A 25,402-nucleotide genomic window follows, 5' to 3' on the forward strand; every position below is an offset into this window, starting at 1 on the left:
TAGAGCGTGTTGAAAAGGAGGTGGTTAGTCATGTAATAGTAAACTCTGGGGTAGTACAATTTATCGGCGAACGTCATGATAATATTATTTAGGAGGAAATTCGAGATGGTGAAAACTAACACGCGAAGGATACTGGCATTTTTGTTAATCACGATTGCATGTATACTTTTTAGTACTTCAGGCAGTACAGCGTTTGCGTTGAAGGAGCGTGCGCCTATAGCGCCCGATCCCAAATTATCTTATGCAAGCGTTATCAATTCGCAATGGATGGAAATATGCCTTGTTGACAACCCTTACTCTGATGCTCATGTAACGAATACAGATTATTACACGATTACCAGCAATGATGATCCGAACTTTTCCGGCGGAGTAACCCCTATATTGGTCAATTATAGGTATTTTCCCGAACAGGCTCCCTATAACCCAACATTAACGGGAAATATTGGAAAAATTCAAGTGTTTTATAGAGCATATCTCAAAATACCCTCTACTGTCAAATTCAAAGAAGGGAAAACCTATACCATATCCATAAATTCAGCGGTTGCCAGTGCAGGACCTCTTACATTCAAATTTGACGAAACTAAACCCAATCTGGTTATACATGCCAACCAGGTCGGATACCTGTCGGAAGGGTCAAAGATATCCTACCTGTCCCTCTGGACCGGGCAAGGGAGTATAGATTTCAGCGACTATAAGAAATTTTATGTGGTGGATGAGCACACAGGAAAAAGCGTGTATACAGGAGATATCACACTTCATCTCGCTAATGATAGATGGACAAAAAGTGATATATATGCCATGGACTTCAGCCAATTGAAGGCTCAAGGAAGGTACCACCTATATATACCGGGTATTGGCGTATCCTATCCATTTGAGATTAGCAGCTTGATTTATAAGGATGATATAGCTTATACCATAACACGTGCCTTGTTTGCACAGCGTGACGGAAATCACGGACTTGATAACCCTGCCTATACCCATTGGAACCGACCGCCTGCGCATTTAGATGACGGGATAGACCAGGCATTATACATGGATAATGGCCATAATCTGGAGGCTGCGCGTGTTGATCTTGTCGGAGGACACATGGATGCAGGGGATCGGGGCAAGTATCCCTATAATTCAGCTTATGTCGGCATCGATATGTTGATGGGTGCCAAATACTTCTCTAACCAGATCAAGGCACAAGGGGAATCACTTGAAATCCCCGAGTCACGTAACGGAAAACCCGATTATCTGGATGAGCTTGTATACGAGCTCGACTGGTTGTACAAAGCTATTATGAATACTTCTACAGACGGGACTCTTACGAATTATCTGAGGCCGCAGTCCAATGACCCTACAACCGGTACGTATGAAACTAACGTGCCTCTTGCCGGAGCACTAAACAGAATGTTTTACAACAGAACCCAGGGGCCTAATAAAGCAGAAACCTTGTTTGCTGCGGGTGTGATGGCTCAAGCCTACAATACACCGCTCATGCAGGAGTACTATCCCGAAAAAAGTCAGCAATACCGAACGGCCGCTCTAAGGGCCTACAATGGATTCAAGCTTCATTACCAGGAGCCTGACTATCTGAAAGAGGGAACCTATTACGATGTAAGCAAGGAAGGGACTCCACATTCATGGTCTAACGAAATGCTGCTGGCTGCCAGTGCATTGATGGTAGCTACTGGAGATGTAGATGAATTCATGCCCTGGATAACTAGCGAGATGGCGACTAACTTAAACAATTACAATTCAATCAAGCATTGGAATTGGGTGTTGGATCGCGTATGGTTAGGAACGTTTGTTTCCATGTATGAGAACCCGTATATTTCTCAAACTCTCAGACAGTGGGCCTATGGCGGTATCATCAATTATGCAGAATCGGAAATGAACCATCAAACACCGTTCGGAGCTTCTACACAAGATGAAGGGTTCCCGAATTTGATTGGGTGGAGATTTACAAGTGCAAATCTGATGCCAGTAGTTGTAGGTTACGGAGTTACACAAAACCCATTATACTTGGAACGTATACAAAAGACTTGGGACTACACACTGGGGAGCAATGCAGTAAGCAGATCGTTTATTACTGGACTAGGAGACCCGCAGAGATCACCAAGGTGGTTTGTCAATGAGATCAACCAATACCAATGGGTTCAGCATGCGCAAGGAAATGGCGGATGGGTTGAACCTCCGCCGGGATTACCGGGTTCAGATATACAGAGTGCCCCGTATCCTTCATGGTTTAATGATGCAGGAAATACGGTAGCGAAAACAAAGATATTTCCAAGTTATAATGAACACGCTGTCATGTACAGATATACGGACTCATGGAACACTCAAAATGAGTATTCTGTAAATATTTTGTCGGCAAACGCTGCAAGCATGCTGCCGTTAATTCCCGTGAATACGTATGACCTTACCGTTAATTCCGCCCAGGGCGATGTGTTCCCTGCGGGAGGGAAATACAGTCAGGGAATGCAGCTTACACTTACTGCAAAAGGGAAACCGGGATATAAATTCGACCATTGGAGCGGGGATGTTTCAGGCACACAGAGCCCAGTGACCGTTACGATGGATACGTATAAAAATGTAACGGCTAATTACGTTACGGCAGCTGTGTATGCAATCACTGTCAATGCGGTGAATGGCAAAGTTACACAGGATAACCAGGACGGAAACTACAGTGATGGAGATCTGGTTAACCTTACCGCGGAAGCAGACTATGGTTATAAATTCGTAGGCTGGAGCGGTGATGTGACGGGTACAGAACCGTCTATACAAGTTACAATGAACGTCAATAAAAACATTACTGCCCAGTTTGTGCCACTTTCTCAGTATTCGCTTTCGATCACTTCACAAAATGGGATCGTAAAGGTTAACCCAATTAAAGCACTCTATATGGAGGGCGAAGACGTTATTCTTACAGCCGTTAAGAATTTTGGGTATAAATTCAGCGGCTGGAGCGGTGATTTTACTGGACTTACAAATCCCGCAATTGTCAATATGGATGGGAACCAACAGATTACTGCCAACTTCACGGCGGTACCGACCTATCCACTTGCTATTAATGCGACCGAAGGCGGAGATGTTGCTACAGCGATAGACAGCCCCGCCAATGTATCGGGTGGTCTTTATGAAGAGGGAGCCCTCGTAACACTGACTGCAACGGCAAAACCAGGATTTCTGTTTACCGGCTGGAGCGGTGATCTCTCGAGCAGTGCGAACCCGCTGAAGTTCACGGTTGATGGAAGCAAAATGCTAACAGCCAATTTCAAACCTACAAGCGGACTCATCAGCGTGGATGTAACGCCAGCAGGCACACCAGGTACGACGCAGGTGAACGACGGGGTATATACGCTAACCAGCAGTGGAAATAAATTTGGGGTCGCGCCTGACAGCTTTAGGTATCTACTGCGTGCGGGACTAAAAGGAGATGCAGTTTTTTCTGCAAAGCTCGATGCTTTGACTACTGACAATCCTACTGAGGCAGTGGCCGGCATACAAATAAGAACAAATTTGGCAGATGAATCTACTTACGCCGCTATTATGGTAAAGAACGGCAAGCTCGTCGTACAGACTCGAAAGGGCGGCGCGTACTACGATACTTATCCGCTTGCACCAGTCGATACGACCTTGCCAGTTTGGCTGCAAATAACAAGAAACATCAACAGAGATATTATTCTTTCATGGTCAAGTGATGGCGTTAACTGGAACATCTACAACACGAGCACGTTCTGGGGATGGAACGACCCTAATGTGGAGTTGACCGTAGGAATGTTTACTTCAGCAGGTCGAGCAGGTAAAACAGCCACCGCCCAATTCAGTCATGTTAGTTGGCCGGCCATGCAGACCCTTACTGTAAATTCGGGTCCAGGGGGAACGGCGGCGCCAGATTCCGGACTTTACGTAGCAAACTCGCAGGTTAAACTAACTGCAATGCCGGATGAAGGGTATGCTTTTGCAGGTTGGTCAGATGGTCTATCAGGCAAAGCCAATCCTGCATATATATTTATGAATGGTAATAAGACAGTAACAGCCAACTTTAGCCTGATGCCAGCCATCTGTATCCTGACAGTGCAGAACATCAGCGGTGGAACCCTTGTGTTTGATCCCCCTGGTGGCGCATATGCTCCGAATACGATAGTCAAGGTCACCGCCGTACCGGAGGGCGGGAACAGCTTTGTTTATTGGGAAGGAGATTTGGTTGGATCAGAGAACCCTGTTTACTTAAAAATGGACGGACATAAGACAATATCGGCCAAATTTGTGTCCTACGAAAGTACAGATATTACAACGACTTACACAGGGAATACAATAGAGGATGGAGACGGTACAACGATTAAGGCATCAGGACTTATACTTTGGGGTGAAAACGATAGCTTCAGGTACGTATACGAGGATAATCTAACCGGAGATACTGCCATTATTGCCAAGGTTACCGAATTTAACGCAACGGCTGGTAACGCAAGAGCGGGAATCATGGTGCGGCAAGGCAACGCTGTTCAAAGTAACTACCAAGGAATATTCATTACCCATGATAAAAAAATTAGAAGTCAATTCAGGAATGGAAATAAATGGACCATTGCTGAGTATACGGGAACCGAAGCTGTTACTCTTCCTATTTGGCTTAAAGTGGAGAAACAGGGGACGAGATTAACTACTTTCTCCTCTGTTGATGGGTTGACTTGGATACAGAGAGGTTCACAAACGCTTGCCACATTTACGAATACTTTTACAGTAGGGTTAGCAGTTACTGCAGGCCAGGACGGTAAATTCGTGACTGCGAAATTCAGTGATATCAACTGGCACGCTACGCCGTCAAATACCTTTACTCTAATTGCAGATACGGCACATGGAACCATATCCACGAATCCTACGGGTTTTACACATGAACCAGGCACTGTGGTGACAGTGACAGCAACACCTGACGCAGGATACACGTTCAACGGTTGGAGTGGTGACCTGAATGGTACTACGAATCCGGCGACAATCACCATGGATTCCCAAAAGACAATAAGTGCAAATTTTGTGGATTCATCCACTCAATTTACATTGACAACCCAAGCAGAACATGGGGCCATTACACAAAATCCTGCAAACGGACCTTATAATGTGGGAACGCAGGTCACATTGACTGCTGTGCCGAATGCAGGCTATGTATTTATTGGATGGAGTGGTGACCTGAGCGGTACAACCAATCCGGCTACCCTCGTCATGAATACTAATAAAACGGTAACGGCAAACTTTGTTCCGGCAATACCGCAGCAGCGCTATACGAGTGCAGATATTGGCACATCTTACACGGGGACTACTTCGCAATTGGGAGGCATATTAACGGTCAAAGGATCCGGTTCCAATATCTGGGGTCAAAGTGATACTTTCCGATATGTACACCAGGACAATTTAACCGGAGACGCTACGATCATTGCCAAAATTAATGGAATGACCGTGTTAGGTGCAAATGCAAACTCGAATACCAAGATTGGCGTCATGATCCGCCAAAGTACGGATGCAAATAGCGTTCATCAAGGCATATTTATCGACGGTACCAAGAAGATTAAAAGCATATACCGCGATACAGCTAATGGATGGGCAGGTAAGAATTACGACGGAACAGCTCTAGAAACATTGCCAATATGGTTGAAGATTGAAAAGGTAGGAAATACGGTTAAAACATACTCGTCTACAGATGGAGTCCTATGGACAGAGAGGAGTTCACGTACCTTATCATTAACTGGGCGATTTACAGTAGGTTTAGCCGTATCATCAGGTACTGACAGTAAATTCGCGGAAGCAACCTTTACTAATATTACGGTGCACAGCTTTAATAGTGCGGATATCGGTACTACTTACACAGGCACAACTTCGCAAGCGGGATCAACTGTAGCGGTCAAAGGATCCGGTACCAACATCTGGGGACAGAGTGACAATTTACGTTATGTGTATCGGGACAATTTGACCGGTGATGCCACGATTATCGCCAAAATTGCGGGAATGACTATGGTAGGAGCATCCGCAAATTCGAACACAAAAATAGGTATTATGCTTCGCCAAAGCACAGCTGCAAACAGTGCTCATCATGGCATCTTCATCGATGGCGCCATCAAGGTTAAAAGCATATATCGGGAGTATACCAATGGATGGGCAGGAAAAAATTATGACGGTACAACTGTAGAAACGTTGCCAATATGGTTAAAGGTTGAAAAGATAGGGAATACGATTAAAACGTACACGTCTGCAGAAGGCACCATATGGACACTGAGGAGCTCACGTACCATCACTTTTACGGGGCCATTTACAGCAGGATTGGCTGTATCCTCGGGTACGGATAGTAAATTTGCCGAAGTAACCTTTGATAACGTTATATGGCCGTAAGAAAGAATAACTTATATAACTTAACTTTCGCACCTAAGATCAGCCATTAGAGACTTAATAGCCACTATTTTTGTGAAATGCACCCCCAATTGTTAGTCAAACTTAACAATTGGAGGTGCATTTTTTTAGTGACGATGGAAGGGTATCCCTTTCTTCGGAGGTTCGTTTTAAATTTACACGCGGTAGAGATTATTTTTTAAAACAGAAGTCCCCAGAAAAAATCACTTCTATAAGAATTCTAATAGTCCGAAAACAAAAGGAAAATTGCTACAAGAATTAATGACCCGCCCATGATCCAATTAAATACCTTCATCCCATTCTTCACTTTTATTAGAAACTGTAATTTTGATCCTATGAGAGCCCAGGTACTGAGTGAAAGATAACAAATGACAAAATAAATACACACAAAAGCAAGAAGCATCGAATAGGAAGTATTCAAACCAAACACGGAAACGCCGGTAAGACATGCAATCCAAGCTTTGGGATTAAGCCATTGCATGAGAACACCTTGATGAAAACGGGGCAGTTGTTCTTCTTTTAACTCGATTTCTGTACGTGAAACCATAATCTTGTACCCAATATAACTCATATATCCTGTCCCAATATACTTTAGAAAATCATAGAATACGGGGACTTGCGCCACGAGATTGAATATCCCTAACCCAACAGCAGTTAACAAGATTGTAAACCCGACTGTTGAACCGGATACGAAAGGTAATGAGCGCTTAAATCCATAATTGACTCCAGAAGAAAGAATTGTTATGTTAACTGGGCCAGGAGAAATCGACATGGATAATGAGAAAAAACACATTGCTAAGAAAATAGACATGATAGTACACTCCTAATAGTTTTACTGGGATTACTATATCTCATTTAAATGAATACCGTCCAATTTGAAGTTCTGATTGAATCGATCGCAAAAACGGAATACTTCGTACAAATACTTCTGGAGGGAGTGTCAGATAGTTGGAACTCTACCAATTGAAAACCTTTATAGAAATTGCCAGTACTGGCAACTTGACTGAAGCCGCAGCGCGTCTAAACACAAGTCAGCCGGCTGCAAGTGCACACATTAAGGCCTTGGAGAAAGAAGTGGGTTTTTCTCTCTTTTTTCGAACATCCAAAGGAATGACTATGACAGAAAAGGGTTCAAAGTTGTTGTTGGAAGCACAGAAAATTCTCAGCTCTATTGAGAATTTCGATCTTAAAGTGAGTGATTTGAAGGTAGATTCAATGGAGACGATTCGAATCGGGTTAAATACAAATGGGCAGCTTCTTCAAATTGAGAGATTGATCGAGACTATTTCGGGATGCCTGCCGAAGGTGGAATTGCATTTTCTTGATGTTAAAAGTGAAGATTTCATCCAGAATTTGACCAGTTCCAAAATAAACGCAGGTTTTTACTATGGAAATGTTGTGCATACGGCCGTACACTCCATCAAACTCCATTCCTTCAAGATGGTTGTGGTCTATCCTAACAGCTGGGCTGTACAACCTAAGAAGGAGTTTGACATGGAGTATTTCGCAGCGAAGCCGTGGATTTGGACAACGCAAGGTTGTCCCTTCTATAAACAATCTATCGATTACTTCGTGCAACAGGATATAGTTCCCCAAAAAATCATGTATGTCGATGATGAGGCTTTGATTGGGAAATTGGTTCAAGGAGAAATTGGTTGTTCCTTGTTAGCTGAGCCAATAGCTATGCGGTTTGCTAAAGAAAATATGCTGCAGATATGGGAAGGTATCGATCTCTATATTGACCTGTATTTTGGTATTCTTAAGGATAAGAAAAGTGATCCTGTGCTCCTTGAAATAAGTTCAATAGTGGATAAAATGTGGAATGCGAATGACATCTTGATTTAACGGAGGTTGCCGATTGATTCTTATTTGAGATAGCTTAAAGGACCTTGCGACTAACCAACGCAAGGTTCTTTTTAATATCTTAAACAATAATTAAGTAAATTAATTGAAAGGTGACAATTAATGTCACTATTCATAGGTATAATAGCAACAATGGCAAGATTCAAAAACATTTGCAGCCAAACACACAATAATAGAATGGAGAGTCAGTTATAATATGAAAGTAAACAAGATATTGCATTTTGCCCTTACGTTTCCGTTGACTATAAGTCTTGCGACAGGATGCAGCATGGGAAGTGGCGATAACAAAAAAACGAATGAACCCGTGAAGCTTCGTATCATGCACGAAAGCGAGGAGGGCTTCTATCAACAGTATGGCATGTTGTTTTCTGCTCTATATCCCAACATTGAGTTAGAAGTCGTTTCTGTTGGAAATCTGAAAGCCGAACAAGGGCAAACCTATCAAGATTTTATAAGTAATTTCGTCAATAAGAATAACCCGGATGTACTCTTGCTAGATTCCACACAATACGCCAAGATGTCTGCTGAAGGACGATTGATGGACCTTGAGTTGCTTACAAAGAAAGATAAGTTCGACGAAGATCAGCTCATCCCTGGTGTTATGGATTACTTGAGGGAAAAGGGTGGTGGAAAATTGAATGGTTTGCCTACCGAATTTTACAGCACCGCGGTCTACTACAACAAAGATTTGTTCGACAAGTACGGTATTTCGTATCCTAAGAACAAGATGAGTTGGGATGACTTAATCCAGTTAGCATCCCGTTTCCCAACTGATGACAAAGACAAGCGGATGTATGGACTGAAAATGGGGGAGGGGCAAGAAAACCTCTTTCAACTGGGCGATACCATCGGCCGCACGAGGGGGCTCAGTTACGTTAATTCCTTGACGAAACAAATCACAATCAACACGGAATCATGGAACGCAGTATTTGAGACGGCGTTGAAAGCATTCAAATCAAATGCTATTTACCATGAAGATCCTCCTACGGCGAACGGCCCCGTAACTATTGAGGAGTTCCTACTGAGGGATCCTTTCATAGCTGGAAAAGTAGCTATGACCATAGATGGTTCAACTCTTATGGACACGATCAAGCAAGCACAGAAGACAGCTCCTGATAAAGCTGTTAGTCATTGGGATATGGTAACGATGCCAGTTAATCCACAAGATCCAGATTATGGTGTTACAGGAATTTATCCAATATTGGCTATAAACTCCAAATCGTCAAATGTGGAGGCAGCCAAGACATTTATCAACTATATCCATAGTGAGGACTATGTAAGAGTATTGGTGAAGGCTAAAAGGGGCGGTGGTTTGCCAATTCGTAAAAAGTTTATTAAAGATGACCAAGGCCATCACTTGGAAGCCTTCTATGAATTGAAACCATCGTTAGCTGAAAATGATACCTATAAGGATTTCGATAAGTTACCTAGTGATTTCATTGAGCAGTTTAATGTATTAGCAGACAGGGAGCTGCAGGCATCTTCAGAAGGCAAAGTTTCTATTCGCGAAGCGCTAGACAGCCTGCAATCCAAAACTCAGGCTGCACTTAAGGAAGGCGCAGCAGCAAATGTGGAATAATCGCAAATAATTAATAGGACCAAAAATTGCTTAATATCAGTTAAATACCATCCAAGAACATGGGTGCATTGTGATTACAATCGCATCAATGTTCTTGGATGGTATTTCTATTCTAACTCGTTGCGTAATTCTTATTAATTGTCTGCTCTTCGTTTCATTCTAACAGTAAATATGAAAAAAACTACGATAAGTATCTCTAAAGCTAGCATGATATTTCCGCCTAAATTATTGTTTTTTATATAAAAATAATTGTAGGTCATCACATTTGTAAACAATAATAATTTCAGCAAGCCTATTCCGATTGGTGCAAGAAAAGACATGATCTTACTCTTTTTTATATTGAGCATAACATTGAAACATCGGTATAAAACATAAACCTCAAGAGACATCTTCGATAACACGGTAGGAATCCAGAAGAAAAAAAGGACCAAACCGAGTCGATCAATAGAATCAGTGATTTTCATTTCTCTGTCCATAGAAATTGTGGGATGACTTTGATTCTTCATTAGGTCTTCCCCGAAAATCGCAAGTTCGGAGAAAATGATGAGATATAGTAAGAAAAGTCCAAGCATTGTACCAGAAATTGTGGCTATTCTTATACCTTTAAGAGGAGTCATTTGTCCTAAAAGCGCTAACAAAATAATAGTTTGAGCCGCCCATGGAAGTGCATTAAATACGGCTTGTAATAATGATGGAATAGTTCCTGCATTAATAATTGGTACAACGTTTATTAAGTCAATTTTGTTTATAAGCAGAATGGGAGCTAACAACATGGAAAATAAAAGGGCTGGAAAAATTAATTCATTAAAGTTGGCGATGCTTCCCAATCCTAAGCGCGCCACATAAACTAACACCAATATTGTAATAATTGTTGTTACGGTAAGCGGTGTCTTCGGTAAGAGAGCTATTTGCATTGAATCAACAAATGCTTGTAAATCATGTAGGAGTAGTATAGACACAAATAAAACAAATAGAAGGGCAATACTTTTCTCACTCCATAGGTATTTTCCATTTTTTGTAGAAAGGACGTCCCAAATTGGTATCTTGCCTAATCCAATAAAACTAATGATAGTTAAGAGGATAATGATTGGGACCAAAAAGAAAAAAACAAGCCAAGAGTTTCCGCCAGCAATTATTACTTGAGACAAAGGAAAATGTATGAGTGATACAGTCAATACAACATTCGCACATAGCATTACTACTTGTGAGTGTGTTACTTTTTCCTTCATTCAAGTAATTCCTCCTTTGGACTCACATAAGCAGAATCTTATTGCTTCGAAGTATGGATACTCAATCCTGTATTTTCAATAACGAATTTAACGTCAACATCTATTTTGAGATTGGGGAGTATTTGATCCCATTGAACTTTCCATTCATTTTCCCATTGTACATTTTTGTACACATATAAGTAATGTCCTAAACTAAAGGTATCGATACTGTTTTCTAGTGTACTTTTTAAGATATCTTGAACTTGTTGTTTGATCGTGGATTCCAAAGTGGATTCTATTTGATTAATGATTTTTGTATCCTCTAGGTTAAATGTTTCCTCGCTTTCGCTAATAAAGCCTTTCCCCGATATTTTTATATGAAATTTGGGGGTGTTACTGGTAACGACAGGTTTTATCTTGAAATTTTGACTGCTTACCGAAACGCTCACAAATTTGCCGTTTTTGCTTGGGAATGTTATTGATTTTCCCTCCATTGCTTTGTGTTTCATCCAAAGGATTCCCAGACTTTGGGTTTCATTGGAAATAAATTTCAATTTGTCCTTTTTGAATATTGCTATTCGATTGACTTCTAGTTTACCTTTTTCGATATCGACTATGGGGGCAATCGGATCAGTTCCCTCTTTATACAAGCTTCCAAGAAATTCACGAGTTGTAATTCCTAAACCCATTAATCTACCTATCCCCTTAACAGCTTCAGAAGAAACTCCACCTGAATTGGGAGGGGTATTCAAGATATCGAAAGATTTTTTTTTGGAGATATAAATATAAGTCGTTAGTCTGGTTTCTCTATCACGGTTAACAAAATCGAGTACTTCACTAATATTTTTTTTTGCAATCTCCTCATGAATGATGATGATCTGTTGGTGAGAAAACCTTAGAATATGAGATGTTTGGTGTTGTATTTTTTGAAGGGCTTCCTGTATACTGCGACCTGTATTGGATTCCAAGTAATACGCTTTTTTCTTCCCTTCTTCGATTCCTTGTCCTACAGTAATTGGAATTTGAACGGTCACTTTAAATTCATCATTCGACTTGTCAATACCCGTAGCCAATACCAAAGCCACGTCGTTTATTTCCCTCTGGTCAGTACATCCCGTTAGAGTCGAAGAGAAGGCCAACACACTGAAGAGAAAAAAAAAGCTCCGTTTCATCTGTTACTTCTCCTTCTTTTGAATAATCGATAAGGGGACGCGTCCTTATTTTGCCGTTGGCGCATAAACCCCCATGGAACTCTTGCCAAAACATCTTTTTGTTGCCGAATGGATAAGGGGGCAAAGGGAGTCATAAATGGCGTCCCGAAGGATTTTAGACTACATAAATGAGAGCCTAAAAGTACCATACCTATGGATATACCGAACAGTCCCAAAAAACCGGCTAAAACCATCAATGGAAAACGAAGTAATCTCAGCGTATCCGCAATATTTGCCTTCGGTATTATGGATGCTGCTATCCCAGTTAATGACGTAACAATAACCATAGGTGCCGAAACAATTCCAGCTTGAACGGCGGCTGTGCCGATGACGATCGCACCTAAAATACTTACGGTTTGACCGACTAATCTAGGAAGCCGAACACCGGCTTCTCTGAGAGCTTCAAACGTGACTTCCATTGTGAGGGCTTCAAGGAGTGCTGGTAAAGGTACTTTTTCATGGCTAGCCATCAAAGTGAGAAGCATATCTGTAGGTATCAATTCTATTTGATAGGTTGATAGCGCAATGTACATGGCAGGAAGAAGTAAAGTAATTAACACGGAGAAATATCTGATTATTCTAATAAATGTAGAAAAATAAAAACGATGATAATAATCCTCGCTGCTCTGTAACAGTTGCCAAAACGTTGTCGGCACAATTAGTACGGACGGTACTCCATCTAGCAAAATAGTGATTCGGCCTTCCAACAAGCTGGCAACAGTTGTATCAGGGCGTTCCGTATTCTGAATTTGGGGAAACGGACTTAAAGGATTATCTTCTATAAATTCTTCTACATATTCACTCTCAAGAATGCCATCTATGTCAATAAGATCTAATCTTTTCTGAAGTTCTTTTAGAATTTCTTGGTTTACCAAGTGGTCCAAATAAACTAATGCCACTGATGTTTGTGTCTGCGTTCCTAACTTTTTTTGTATGATCTTTAATTGAGGAGAACGTATTTTTTGTCGTATTAAAACTATGTTGGTTGAAATGTTCTCTATAAAACCGTCTTTGGATCCACGAATAACGGACTCAGATGACGGCTCTGAAACCTGTCTATAAGCGCCGCCCTTCGTTTTGAAAATTAATGCCTTATCTCTTTCGTCAATTAGTACGACTGAATGCCCATTCAAAACTTCATTGACGACTTCGTTCATTTCATCAGTTTCGTTGATTGGTATTGTGTACATACTCTCTTCAAGGTGACTTAGGTCGTATTGTTCCATAAAGTCTTTAGATAGCAATTTTTTAATGACTTGAAGTGGTATGCTTTCATCATTAACAAAACCATTAAGGTATATAAGGTAAGTACTTGTACTTTCCACAATGTAAGGTTTGAAAACAACATCGGGGCAATTTTGGAACAAAGATTGCAGATAAGATAAATTATTTGCAAGGCTGGAATATACATACGATGAAGACGCTTTATCACCTAATAAAGCGTTTTCCGAAGTGATTTGATTCTTGATTGGAGATTTTGAACCTGACATTGGCTTCCTCCAATTGTACATATTCTTTTGAACAATGAAGTTATTGTTGGCAATTAAAAAAATATTATGCAAGGGATTTGGTATTGCATTGGGTTACAGATGAGTGGCGCGCGCGGTCCATAAGTAATAAAGCTGCCCAATAATGCATTTGGGCAGCTTCTTGAAGTTGAAAATGTTATTAGAACATCCTCTTTATAAAGTCCAGTTGCACAATATTAGAATATCAATCATTTTACTTAAAATAATGATATCAGGGTGCTGTAAATTGGAATTGTGAGATTGCACTTTATACTCGAGCATTTTCTTATATATATCTATCTGCTTTTTTATATAAGGTTTTAAGTCCATAGATTTCCTACATTCGAAGATTAACTCATCGTAACTAATATCATTTCCACTTTTAGTCATTGACAGGTGCTGAGAAAGTAATTTGACTTCAAGTAATTTACCATTAATTTTGAGCTGTGTTCGGTATATATCTAAGTTATCATTGCGCCGAATACGTTGATAATGTGTGCTACAAAGTCCCTTCGATTTTATTGTATTATTACATTCGAGGACGGAACAAACGGGTGGATAATGCATTAGTTTGGGTCTACCAGGTGTTGGGGTCATCTTTATCACCTACCTTTAGGAAGTAGCGTATGCTCAGTTCAAATTAATGGGTGTTCCACACATCGACATAAAATCATAAGTTTCGTCATTATTTTAACTATACCAACGAATGGTGTCATTAGATGTCACTCTTCATTGGTATAATTATTTTTGTAATTTATTCCATGCTGCACCCTAAGGAGGAAAGAAATAAGTATAAGACTACCCTTACATTTTAGGCATCTAGAACTGTAAGGAAATTATTACATCACTTAGGAGGAACAGAAACCATGAAGGTTCAACTTTTAAAAAAGAAGCTGGCTGTTAGCATTGTTGCGCTAACCTTACTTACGAGTCCCTTTACATCTTTTACACCTTTTCAGTCTGCAACGGCGGCAACTGCATCAGTAGCTACTACTGTTAAAGCGAGTACATCAACTGTTCAGGCGGGACAACCAATAGACTTTACACTTACGTCCTCTGCGGCTGTTAACAAAAAACTGATATTCCAGTTTCAAGTAATTGGAAGTAATGGAGTAAAGGTTTATGAACAAATTTTGAAAGATCAAGTTTTACCCGCAGGAACACCAACCTCCTATCCAGTTCAGTGGATAACTCCTGCTAGTTTGCCGATAGGCAAGTATACAATCAGCTTGGGTGTGTTTGGAGCAGGTTACTCCGAATCCATTTCGTGGAACTGGGGTCTTGCGCCATTTGAAGTCAAAAGCGCCTCAGATGGCAATGATGTACCAAACAGCGCACCTGTATTCACATCTGTGGCGACAGTGCCCTCCACGATACCTGCTGGAACGCCAGCCGCATTATCAGCTACTTTCACAAGTGACAAAAAAGCGACCGCGAACTTGAATCTTGCCGTTTTTAATGTTAACAATCAAAAAGTGTATGAAGAAAACTATACTAATGTTACTTACGAACAAGGCGTAGCCAAAGCACAACCTTTGAAATGGGACGTTCCGGCGGACACAGCCTCTGGTTCTTATACACTCCAAGCTACACTGACTGGTGTTGATGGTACCGTTTACCATAAAAATACCAAACTCAGTACTTTTACAATTAAGAGCGAAGATCCTGCAGCTAAGGCTGTATATACAACTCTGGCAGTTGTAGATGGAACTTCTACAAAAGCAGGAAATACAGCTAGTTTTACTGCTAAAGTAACTTCCAGCAAATCAGCTGCTGTACTAGTTAACGTGGTTATTGTTGATCCTTACACAGGCAATCCAATTTTTCAAAAAGTATTTGATAAACAAGCGTTGACTGAGAATATTACCAAGGAAATTCCCTTATCATGGGAAGTGCCTGCTAACCTCGCTACAGGGTCTTACCCGATTGCCATTGGTATTTTTGGAACCGGTTGGGAAAAGCAATACGCTTGGAATGCAAAAGCAGGAGTCATCAACGTAAATGACGGGAGTATACCAGCGGCGCAGTTCACGGCCTTGTCACAAGTGACCCCTGGCTCAGTAGAGGTAGGAAGCAAAGCTAAGATTCAAGTTGCAGCCACAAGTGATATGAATATTTCAGGAACTGTGCAAGCTAGAATCATAGATCCGAAAGGAACGACAGTATTCGCAAAAGAATTTGCAAATGAGACTTTCTATAAACAAATCGTTAAAACATTGGCAACAGAATGGACGCCTTCCAGTAAAGCGGAACTTGGAACATACAAGTTGGAACTAGGTATTTATAACACAGAGCGAACAAACACTTATTACTTGAACGCTGCGGCTGCACAATTTAATGTCATTCCGGCGCCTGTAGTTGAGCCAACTCCAACACCGACACCCTCACCAACGCCAGGCGGTGAAATTCCAGACAATGGATCGATAGCAAAATGGACGCTGAACGCAGCAGTAGATCCTGTTCTGGAAGCTGGTTACCCAGCGACAATTATGGCGGAGGTTGGCAGCGATGTAGATGCTAAAGCACTTGTCGATGTTGAGGTTTATAAAGGAAACACGAAAGTATATCAATATTTTGTGGATAACCAAGTATTTAAAGCAGGTGTCACCAGACAATATCCGGTAACCTGGAATATTCCTGTCTCCCAAGAGCGCGGAGACTATACAATTCGAGTAGCTGCCTTTGCACCAGGCTGGGGATCAAACTGGCCATCAAGTTGGAATGGAAATGCGACTTCTTTTAAAATTTCCTGGGGCATCATTCCTGATATCATCATGAAAAGCACGAAAAAAGCAGATATTGTAAGACCGGGTGAAAAGCAAGTAATCGATACACAATTAACAAGCTCAGAAACAGCATTAGCTACTGTCATTACAGAATTATACGATCAGGTTGGAAATCTGGTTGACAGACAAGAACAAAAAGATGTGCAATTTACTAAAGACGTGCCCAACACGTATCTAACAGAGTGGACAGCGTCAAGCAGTGCCGTCAATGGTACTTATACGTTGAAAGTTTCTGTAGCGAAACCAGACGGCGTGCGTGTCTATTACACGAATCCGGCAGCTGCCAAGTTCGAAGTTACAGGTGGTATTACCATGGAATATGACCTTACTGCGATAACTGTGCAGCCAGAGATTAGCGCAGGTAAGACGCTGAATGTTATTGCAAAGGTTGGAAGTACAGTTCCTTCTACCGTCTCCATCAAAGTGAATTTCGTCGATGTTCTTACTGGTAAAACGGTACACTCCGAGGAGCTCAAGAATCAAATAATTTCTTCCGATAAGCCAGCAACACTCAGTATGAACTGGACGTTGCCAAAATGGATTAAGATGAACCCAAGTTCCATTAAAACAAAAGAAGACGTCATTCAGTACGTGCTTGATGGAACTTACAAAGTTAATGTAGAATTGTACAATCCAGATATGACGCATAAAATTAAGTCGGAAGAAGGAGCGGCTAGCTTTAAAGTTGTAAATTCTGTCGATGTTTCTGCTCCAAAACCGGCAAAAAAGCCAGAACTTGCTAAAACGATGAAGCTTGGCGTGTTTGCAACAAACAACGATGCAAATGGTATTACAGGTTGGATGCCGCAAACCGGAGCTCCATGGGATCTTGCGTACCGTTACTTAAATGGCGGTGTTAATAGTGCGGACGGCTGGAGATACTGGGATCAAGGCAATGTAGGAAAATGGGAAGGCGCATATGTATATGACTATGCAAAAAAAGCAACAGAACGTGGATATACACCTGTATTTACGTTCTATCAAATGCTTCAAACCATTTCAGCTGATTGTCTGAAATGCGGAGAAGTTCAGGACGATCTCATGACATTGAACGATCCATATGCGATGCGTTCTTATTTTGAAGAATTTAAGTTAATGATGCAATTAATTGGAACAGGCAATTATAACGGAAGACAAGGTATCGGGAAAACCGCAGTTGTCCATATTGACCCTGATTTGGCTGGTTATGCACAACAAGCCGTTCTTGATAACAAACGTTGTCATAATCAATGTACGGGGCAAGGCAATAATCCTGCATTCCTGAATGCAGCTGTATCTAGTACAAGGATGCCTGAATTGGAAGGTTTGCCAGATACATATCAGGGTTATAATTATGCTTTACTTCGACTGCGTGATTTGTATGCGCCTAATGTATTGATGGCTCCTCATGTAAACAGCTGGGGAACTTTGACTGATGTAACCAAGAATACAGATCCTAATTTAGATGTGCTGGGTCTGGCCAAAAAAGCTGGGGAATTTGCTGTGCAGAATGGATTTAAGGATCTTCCTTATGGAATTCAGCCTTATGATTACGTGCTCCTGGATATTGACGATAATGATTCAGGCGCACAATCTGGTCCCCAATTAGGAAATTGGTTGGATCGTACCAACTTGACGCTGCCTAACTTCCACAGATGGGAAAAGTTCGTTAAAGCAGTTTCAGATACAATAGGCAAGAAAATAATGGTATGGCAAATTCCTGTAGGAAATCAAGTGTACCGTACGATGAATAACACGCCAGGCCATTGGCAAGATAACAAAGTTGAGTATTTCTTCTCTCACATGCAAGAATTAGCCGACTCTGGTATTGAAGGGCTGATGTTTGGAGCAGGTCAACCGACTTCAACTGCAAATTATAATAAGTTTAAAGATGCAGGGGAAGATGAGAATGGTGTGTTTAACCCTGCTCCACTTACAAATATCACTGCAGGTTGGGGTGATGGCTCCAAGCATACGAATGATAAAGTTGCGAATTATAGCGACGATGATGGTGGACTTTTGAGAGAGAAAGCTATTGAGTATTACAAGAACCCACTTCCTCTCCCAGTGAATAAATAGCTAGTAATGAATAAAGTCTTGCTGACGATGTTGTCAGCAAGGCTTTATTTGGTTGGAGGGATATTCAGAATTTTCAACGATGATACTCATAGTCCGTCGACTCCGAGCAATCATATAGATTAACATGTCCATATGTCAGTAGTAAAGCAGATTAATTTCTGTTTTTGATCTAGGCAATCCAAATAAGGAGTAAGGGAGTACTTATAATATGATATTTTATGATATAAATCCACAGCTCATGTATGTAGAGCGGCTAATTAAACAAGATAGATTAGTAAAAGAATCTGCCAGTGTAGAACTAAGAAAAGTGGAATGGTATTTCGTAAAGCTCGTAAACATATTTCACGCTAATAAGAAATAGAGTTGGTTTGCATGTTTTGTGAATTCTCATTATGTAGGTTAGTAGGCATTTTAGTTTGAGGGGGGTTGCAATGAACAAGTCACAGAGGCTTCTTTCACTCCTGATGACCTTGAACTCAAAGAGGAAATTCACTCTTAAGCAGCTCTCTGAGCAGTTTGAAGTATCCAAGCGAACAATTTTACGTGATTTTCAGGACTTGGAGCAATTAGGATTACCTATATTTACTGAGTATGGTGTTAATGGAGGTTACCAGATTTTAAAAGAAAGAGCATTACCATCACTACGGTTTACGGAAAATGAGGCAATCGGCCTTTTTTTCGCATGTCAGTCTCTGGAGTACTTCGGTTCTCTTCCATTCGAAGCAGAGATTAAGACCTTACTTGATAAACTTTTTTTTTCATTCCCAGATGACGTCAAACACAGAATAGAACGGCTCAAGAAAAGACTTCGTTTTTGGACACCTACTGTTGAACAGCCGTATCTGCATGTACTATTAAAAGCTGCGTTGGATAGGGCACATGTTGAAGCGGTATTTAATTCGTATTGTGGAGAAAATAAGCGTACGCTGCTGCCATTAGGTTTATATGCAATGAACGGTCTGTGGTACTGTCCGGCTTTGGATATCAAAACGGGTCAAGTACAAGCAATTCGCACCGATCAATTTGATTCTATTAAGCCTATTACAAGTGAAGCGGCTGATATAGAGACCAAATCGAACTTCCAAATAGATACTGATACTGCAATAGATCATTGGTTTGGAGTGCAAGTGATGGAGTCAGAATTGGAACTTGAAGTAAGATTAACTCAGCGTGGAGTAGCTCGTTGCCAAATGGATGTGTGGTTGGTTAGCGGACTACAAGTAAACGAGGATGGAACAGGAATTATTAAGCTGAATATGAGTTCATCCTATATAATGTGGGCTGTTTCTTTTTTTATCTCGTTAGGCTCAGAGGCTGAAGTCATAAGTCCTATAGAAGTACGGGAACGTATTCAGGAGCAGCTTTTGGAACTTATACAAATTTATACAGGATAAAAACGAAATGGAAGCTATATCATTAGTATCTCCATGGCTGCTAGATCATCTTCTCCATGTATCACATAGTAGTATCGACATATAGTAGTTTATTTACAGATTAGGGGGATGCAGAATGGCTTGGTTTCATTGTCATTTTTACTCAGAGGTGCTAGGCTTGTCAACATCCATGTATGTGCTATTGCCACAACGGTCTGGACTTCCGATTGGGAGTGAGCTTCGCGGCAGTCCAGTTAAGCATCCAGTGCTCTACTTACTACATGGATTGTCTGACGATCATACAGCGTGGATGCGTTATTCATTGATTGAAAGGTATGCTGCCGAGATTGGTTTAGCTGTTGTGATGCCAGCCGTGAATCGCAGTTATTATACAGATATGCTGCATGGCGGGAAATATTGGACCTACATTAGCGAGGAGTTGCCACAATTGGCCAGGTCTTTCTTCCCTCTATCAGCTGAACGAGAGCAAAATTTTGTGGCTGGCTTATCTATGGGAGGGTATGGTGCGTTAAAACTGGCAATTAGTTGTCCAGATCGTTTTGCCGCAGGAGCTAGCATGTCTGGTGCGCTTGATCTGGAAGATGGTTATCGTCAAGGTATAGCGGATTTTCAATTAATCTTCGGTCATTCAGAAATGATACCAGGATCCAAGCATGATCTGTTTGCAAATGCTGCTCGGCTGGTGGAAACCAATGGTATAAAGCCGCTATTATACGCTTGCTGCGGAACTGAGGACACGATGTATGGACAGACGACTCGCTTCCGCGACCATTGCAATGCGTTAGGGCTGCCGTTGACTTATTCAGAGGGACCTGGTGCTCACAATTGGGAATATTGGAACCGGAGTATTCAGGAGGTACTGTCGTGGCTTCCACTTCATAATCAATTGGGCACTACTGATTCCTCATCTGGAGAAGTTTAGTATGTTGAAAGTTTTAGCTCGATTTTTAAATTCAATTACGATTTATAACAAACTGCTGTTATCCTATTTTGTCGTAGTAGCGATTCCTGTTCTGCTTGTTGGCATCATGTTAACGCAATCTCTCAGAGAGATGGCATTGGACAATGCGATTAGAAGGTCGATGGAAAGTGTTGAGAAGATCAGGAATCGCACGAACGAAATTATGAAGACTCCGATTAACATCTCTAACGAAATTTTGCTGGATAAAACGTTAAGGACGATTGTTAATACAGATTATGAATTCACCTTTGAGGTTGTGAAGGCTTACTCTGAGTATACCGATTTTAAGGATTATATGCGTCTGAACAAGGTGATTTCGGGCATCCAGTTTTATACGAAAAATGCAACTATGCTCAACAATTGGGAATTTTTTTATGAGGATGACCAGACTTCTTCCAAGGCTTGGTTTCAAGAAGCATTGAATGCCAAAGGCCGTATCGAATGGCGCTACCTGAAAAATGAAACATTTGGTGGCGGCTATATGATCAGTCTGATACGTAAGATCGGGTTCTATGGTGATAGCAACTATGGAATGCTGGTGATTGGCATAGATCCTGTTGTATTCCAATCTATGCTGAGCCAAGAGCCCTTTGAGACGATGTTAATTACAGCCGATGGATTCGTTGCAGCAGCAAAGAACGCGGATTTAGTCGGCCAAACGGTGGCTGAACTGCATTTGAATGTTATGGAGGCGGAGAGGCAAGGACAAAGTTTGCTTGAAAATGAAACCGTTTACAAAGGCGAACTCTCTAAGATAATTGTGAACAATTATTTGCCTGATGCCAGCCAGAGCGGTTTCAAAATTGTTTCGATTATTCCCGTTCAATCGATTGTTCATGAGGCCAATCGAATTCGATTGTTCAGCTTTACGATCACCAGTATAAGTATGTTAATCGCAGTTATCCTCATCCTTGTGTTCTCCAATACATTAGGAAGACGATTGAAGAGATTGAGTAAGGAGATTAAGAAGGTTGCTCTGGGTAATCTCTCTGCATTTTCAGAGATGGAAGGCAAGGATGAGATTGGACAACTGTCTCGACAGTTTAATTCCATGGTTAGCAGCATTCGGGATTTGATGGAGGAAGTATCCACAGCAAACCTACAGAAGAATCAACTGATCGTTAAGCAGAAGGAAATCAAGTTGAAAATGTTGGCGAGTCAGATCAATCCGCACTTTCTATTCAACACGTTGGAAACGATACGAATGAAAGCCCATCTTCATAGGGAATTGGAGATTGCACATGTGGTCATGCTACTTGGCAAATTAATGCGAAAAAATTTGGAGTTCGGGAATGACAAGATTCCTTTAGCCGAAGAACTTGAAAACGTAAAAGGCTATCTTGCAATCCAGAAATTCCGATACGGCGACAGACTTAACTTCCATATGGATGTTCAGGAAGGGGCTATGTCCTTCAAAATTTTCCCGCTGATCCTACAGCCTTTAGTAGAGAATGCAGTTATTCATGGTCTTGAATGCAAGGAGGATCCCGGCACAATTCGTATACACGTAAACTTTGTAGACTGGCAGTTGAAAATTTCAGTTATTGATGATGGTATCGGCATGGAACCTGAACAACTGGACCATGTAGTTCATACTCTCAATGAACCAGAAGAGGGGGCCCAGACGCATATCGGGCTTAAGAACGTACATCAGAGAATTCGATTGTCCGATGGCGAAGAATATGGACTTGAGATCGAAAGCGTAACTGGAAAGGGGACAAGGGTTACTTTACGTTTGAAAATGGAGGGGGAGGGATATGTATAAAGTGATGGTTGTAGACGACGAGCCGTCCATCCGCGAAGGGATGAGGACGCTTATCAATTGGGAGCGATCTGGTTTCTGGATTGCTGGGGATGCCTCTAATGGCAAACAAGGTTTGGAACAATGGGCGAAGCTGCAGCCAGAACTCATCATAACTGACATTCGAATGGCTGGGATGGATGGACTAGCCATGATTGAGGAAATTAGGAAACAAGACAAGAAGTGCCAATTTATCCTCTTAACGGGCTACTCCGATTTTCAATATGCTCAGAGAGCAATCAAATATGGTGTCGATAGCTATTTGCTCAAGCCAATTGATCCGGATGAACTGCAGGATCGGTTGGAATGTGTGTACAAATTACTGTCTGAAGAACGAACAGCTCAGAAACAGAAATCCAGTATGCTTCAGTTATATCAGGAAGAACTGCTCCAAAAGATAGTTGTGGGCAATGAGGGGGAGGAAGTATATTCAGCTGTTGTACGGGAACTTGCTTTGGAATGGAAGAGTTACCGAGTCCTATTGGTTCAGTTAGAACCTTCGCTCCCCGGCTCCGCGGAAGTTACTGAAACGGCAAAGAAAGCTGCGAAACTGCAGTTGCAGAAAGGCATTCAAATGAAGGGACTCGGATATGTATTCACGCTGGAAGGCTTCACAGCTATTTTGCTGAAGGAGGTTTTAACTGCATTCATTAGACCAATGCTCGAGGAGACAAGAAATCACCTAGCTGCCGAATATGAAACGCATATGACTGTATTCATTGGACATGAAGTGAAGCGGAAGAAGGATTTGCAAGCTTCATATCGAACGGCTATGAAGCTCGCAGTCCATGCATTCATTTATCGCAGCGGAGACGAGATGATGATTGCGGATTATGACCACTCAGGTGATATCTCTCAGCTGTTTTCTGATCCATATGAAGCAGTAGAGGGTGATTCCTTTCATGCAGATCATGCTGTTGAGAAACTAATGTTCGCCGTTGAGGCGGCTAACCGGATGCTCATCGGCAAAATACTCGGCGATTTGGCCCGTCATCTTATACGGGAAGAATGTACGGAATCTAGAATAAAATCGAACTTTGCACTCGTGTATACGAAGATTATTTACAGCTTGACTCAGACAAGCGCAGTGCCGAGGGATAGCATGCACCCGTATGAAACGTTTCAGTACAAGATAGATGCTTACCGTTGTCTCGAGAGCTTGCTCACAGATCTGGAGAATTGGTTATGTGAGATAGCGGATGTGGTAAATGTGAAAGGGACGGATCAAGCTTTTGGCCGAATGCTAATTTTTATACGGCGTCATTACGATAAAGATTTGAAGCTTGAGACGTTGGCCGAAATGTTTCATTACAACAGTAGTTACTTAGGGAAGTTATTCAAACAACAAACGGGTCAATATTTCAATACATATTTGGACAGTCTGCGAATCGAGAGAGCAAAGGAATTGTTACTGCAAGGGCTAAAGGTTCATCAAGTTGCGAAGCAGGTCGGTTATGCTAATGTTGATTATTTCCATGGCAAATTCAAAAAATATGTCGGGCAATCTCCCTCTGGATATAGGGATGAGTCAAAGCTATAACATGGAGGTGTGCATGTAGGATGCACACCTCTAATTTTCATATGAAAATTGAGCGGATATTTCGGGTATTGTGACTATATTAAATTTGTTACGCTATTAAGGCAAGAAGAAAACGTTTACAAAGGAGTAGTGAAATGGAGGTAATAGCGAAGAGAGGGGTTCTCACAAAAGGGAAGAGGAAAAGTTTATGGCAGCAAATATCAGAGCAGCGATACTTGATGTTGATGTCATTTCCCTTCGTCCTGTGGGTGTTTGTATTCAATTACATCCCCGTTTGGGGATGGACAATGGCTTTTCAGAATTATCGACCTGGTAAGTCGTTCTCGATGCAGAATTGGGTTGGTTTCGAGCAATTTGTAGAGCTATTCTCGGATGAAAGGTTTTATATGGTTATGCGAAATACACTTGCCATGAGTTTCCTAAGCCTGATTATTGGGTATACCGTGCCAATTGTATTCGCTATCTTACTGAATGAGATTCGCAGAGCAAATTTCAAAAAGGTTATCCAAACGATTACCTATTTGCCTCATTTCGTTTCTTGGGTGATTGTGGCCGGTTTGATTTACAAAATGCTTTCGATCGATAGTGGGATTGTCAATGAAATGCTGCTTTTCCTTCATCTGATTGATGAGCCTGTGCAGTTCATGGCTCAACCCAAATCTTTCTGGCTAATTGTCACGCTTTCCGACATGTGGAAGGAGACGGGCTGGAACTCCATTATTTTCCTGGCTGCGATTGCAAGCATTGATCCCGAACTTTACGAGGCGGCAACGATCGATGGAGCGGGGCGATTCCGACGTATCTGGCATATCACACTGCCTGGTATCAAGACAACGATCATGGTGATGTTGATCCTGTCAATTGGTTGGCTGACCAGTATCGGCTTTGAGAAGCAATATCTGCTTGGCAACCCGCTAGTGAAGGATTATGCTGAAGTACTGGATTTGTACGTACTTAATTATGGCATCAATCTGGGCCGATATTCATATGGCACAGCTATCGGCATCTTCAACTCGGTGGTAAGCATTATTTTGCTGCTGACAGCGAATGGCATATTTAAGCGAATCACTAAGGAAAGTGTTATTTAATGGAAGGGAGGAAGGGATCTGCCT

The 25,402-nt window shown here is 41.5% G+C and carries 13 protein-coding genes; 9 read left to right on the forward strand and 4 right to left on the reverse strand.

The genetic code is table 11. The annotated features are described in order from the left end of the window. Positions 1–105: 105 nt before the first annotated feature. Positions 106–6,363 carry an InlB B-repeat-containing protein gene (locus AC58PV_RS06210; RefSeq protein ID WP_497431408.1) on the forward strand — a complete coding sequence of 2,086 codons (6,258 nt, stop codon included), beginning with the start codon at positions 106–108 and terminating at the stop codon, positions 6,361–6,363. A gap of 238 nt (positions 6,364–6,601) precedes the next feature. On the opposite strand, the gene AC58PV_RS06215 is transcribed toward AC58PV_RS06210, so the two are convergent. Continuing rightward, positions 6,602–7,192 (reverse strand): LysE family translocator, encoded by a 591-nt coding sequence (locus AC58PV_RS06215; protein ID WP_497431409.1) that lies wholly within the window; start codon positions 7,190–7,192, stop codon positions 6,602–6,604. A 137-nt stretch (positions 7,193–7,329) separates the two neighbouring features. Between AC58PV_RS06215 and AC58PV_RS06220 the strand changes: the two genes are divergently transcribed. Both AC58PV_RS06220 and AC58PV_RS06225 read left to right on the forward strand, forming a co-directional pair. Beyond that, a complete protein-coding gene (locus AC58PV_RS06220) occupies positions 7,330–8,226 on the forward strand; it encodes a LysR family transcriptional regulator (RefSeq protein ID WP_497431410.1) in 897 nt (298 codons plus the stop codon). A gap of 214 nt (positions 8,227–8,440) precedes the next feature. After that, a complete protein-coding gene (locus AC58PV_RS06225; protein WP_497431411.1) occupies positions 8,441–9,823 on the forward strand; it encodes an ABC transporter substrate-binding protein in 1,383 nt (460 codons plus the stop codon). Between the two features lie 134 nt (positions 9,824–9,957). Here the strand turns inward: AC58PV_RS06225 and AC58PV_RS06230 are convergent, their stop codons facing one another. From AC58PV_RS06230 to AC58PV_RS06240, 3 genes are read right to left on the reverse strand one after another with little or no spacing between them, the layout of a single operon-like run. After that, a complete protein-coding gene (locus tag AC58PV_RS06230) occupies positions 9,958–11,052 on the reverse strand; it encodes a GerAB/ArcD/ProY family transporter (protein ID WP_497431412.1) in 1,095 nt (364 codons plus the stop codon). Positions 11,053–11,090: 38 nt separating this feature from the next. Then, positions 11,091–12,203: a Ger(x)C family spore germination protein gene (locus tag AC58PV_RS06235; RefSeq protein ID WP_497431413.1), complete on the reverse strand. Its 1,113-nt coding sequence runs from the start codon at positions 12,201–12,203 to the stop codon at positions 11,091–11,093. Next, positions 12,200–13,732, reverse strand: a complete 1,533-nt coding sequence (locus AC58PV_RS06240; protein WP_497431414.1) for a spore germination protein — start codon at positions 13,730–13,732, stop codon at positions 12,200–12,202. The genes AC58PV_RS06235 and AC58PV_RS06240 overlap by 4 nt, the downstream gene beginning before the upstream one ends. Before the next feature lie 884 nt (positions 13,733–14,616). Between AC58PV_RS06240 and AC58PV_RS06245 the strand changes: the two genes are divergently transcribed. From AC58PV_RS06245 to AC58PV_RS06270, 6 genes are all read left to right on the forward strand, one after another. Beyond that, entirely contained in the window at positions 14,617–18,594 is a 3,978-nt protein-coding gene (locus AC58PV_RS06245; protein WP_497431415.1) for a hypothetical protein, read from the forward strand. Positions 18,595–19,025: 431 nt separating this feature from the next. After that, positions 19,026–19,988, forward strand: coding sequence for a helix-turn-helix transcriptional regulator (locus AC58PV_RS06250; RefSeq protein ID WP_497431416.1), 963 nt, complete (start codon positions 19,026–19,028; stop codon positions 19,986–19,988). 115 nt (positions 19,989–20,103) lie between these two features. Further along, on the forward strand, positions 20,104–20,910 hold the full coding sequence (locus AC58PV_RS06255) for an alpha/beta hydrolase (protein WP_497431417.1): 807 nt from the start codon (positions 20,104–20,106) through the stop codon (positions 20,908–20,910). A 1-nt stretch (position 20,911) separates the two neighbouring features. Then, positions 20,912–22,714: a cache domain-containing sensor histidine kinase gene (locus tag AC58PV_RS06260; protein ID WP_497431418.1), complete on the forward strand. Its 1,803-nt coding sequence runs from the start codon at positions 20,912–20,914 to the stop codon at positions 22,712–22,714. Further along, entirely contained in the window at positions 22,707–24,290 is a 1,584-nt protein-coding gene (locus AC58PV_RS06265; protein ID WP_497431419.1) for a response regulator, read from the forward strand. Before AC58PV_RS06260 ends, AC58PV_RS06265 begins: the two co-directional genes overlap by 8 nt. A gap of 134 nt (positions 24,291–24,424) precedes the next feature. Further along, positions 24,425–25,378, forward strand: a complete 954-nt coding sequence (locus AC58PV_RS06270) for an ABC transporter permease (protein WP_497431420.1) — start codon at positions 24,425–24,427, stop codon at positions 25,376–25,378. The last annotated feature ends 24 nt before the right edge of the window (positions 25,379–25,402 follow it).

Source organism: Paenibacillus sp. J22FR83 (assembly GCF_059691955.1).

What these genes read in the sequence shown, in the direction of transcription:
- AC58PV_RS06210 (WP_497431408.1), top strand. Translation starts at nt 106, where the DNA reads ATGGTGAAAACTAACACGCGAAGGATACTGGCATTTTTGTTAATCACG.
- AC58PV_RS06215 (WP_497431409.1), bottom strand. Translation starts at nt 7,192, where the DNA reads ATGTCTATTTTCTTAGCAATGTGTTTTTTCTCATTATCCATGTCGATT.
- AC58PV_RS06225 (WP_497431411.1), top strand. Translation starts at nt 8,441, where the DNA reads ATGAAAGTAAACAAGATATTGCATTTTGCCCTTACGTTTCCGTTGACT.
- AC58PV_RS06230 (WP_497431412.1), bottom strand. Translation starts at nt 11,052, where the DNA reads ATGAAGGAAAAAGTAACACACTCACAAGTAGTAATGCTATGTGCGAAT.
- AC58PV_RS06235 (WP_497431413.1), bottom strand. Translation starts at nt 12,203, where the DNA reads ATGAAACGGAGCTTTTTTTTTCTCTTCAGTGTGTTGGCCTTCTCTTCG.
- AC58PV_RS06240 (WP_497431414.1), bottom strand. Translation starts at nt 13,732, where the DNA reads ATGTCAGGTTCAAAATCTCCAATCAAGAATCAAATCACTTCGGAAAAC.
- AC58PV_RS06245 (WP_497431415.1), top strand. Translation starts at nt 14,617, where the DNA reads ATGAAGGTTCAACTTTTAAAAAAGAAGCTGGCTGTTAGCATTGTTGCG.
- AC58PV_RS06250 (WP_497431416.1), top strand. Translation starts at nt 19,026, where the DNA reads ATGAACAAGTCACAGAGGCTTCTTTCACTCCTGATGACCTTGAACTCA.
- AC58PV_RS06255 (WP_497431417.1), top strand. Translation starts at nt 20,104, where the DNA reads ATGGCTTGGTTTCATTGTCATTTTTACTCAGAGGTGCTAGGCTTGTCA.
- AC58PV_RS06260 (WP_497431418.1), top strand. Translation starts at nt 20,912, where the DNA reads ATGTTGAAAGTTTTAGCTCGATTTTTAAATTCAATTACGATTTATAAC.
- AC58PV_RS06265 (WP_497431419.1), top strand. Translation starts at nt 22,707, where the DNA reads ATGTATAAAGTGATGGTTGTAGACGACGAGCCGTCCATCCGCGAAGGG.
- AC58PV_RS06270 (WP_497431420.1), top strand. Translation starts at nt 24,425, where the DNA reads ATGGAGGTAATAGCGAAGAGAGGGGTTCTCACAAAAGGGAAGAGGAAA.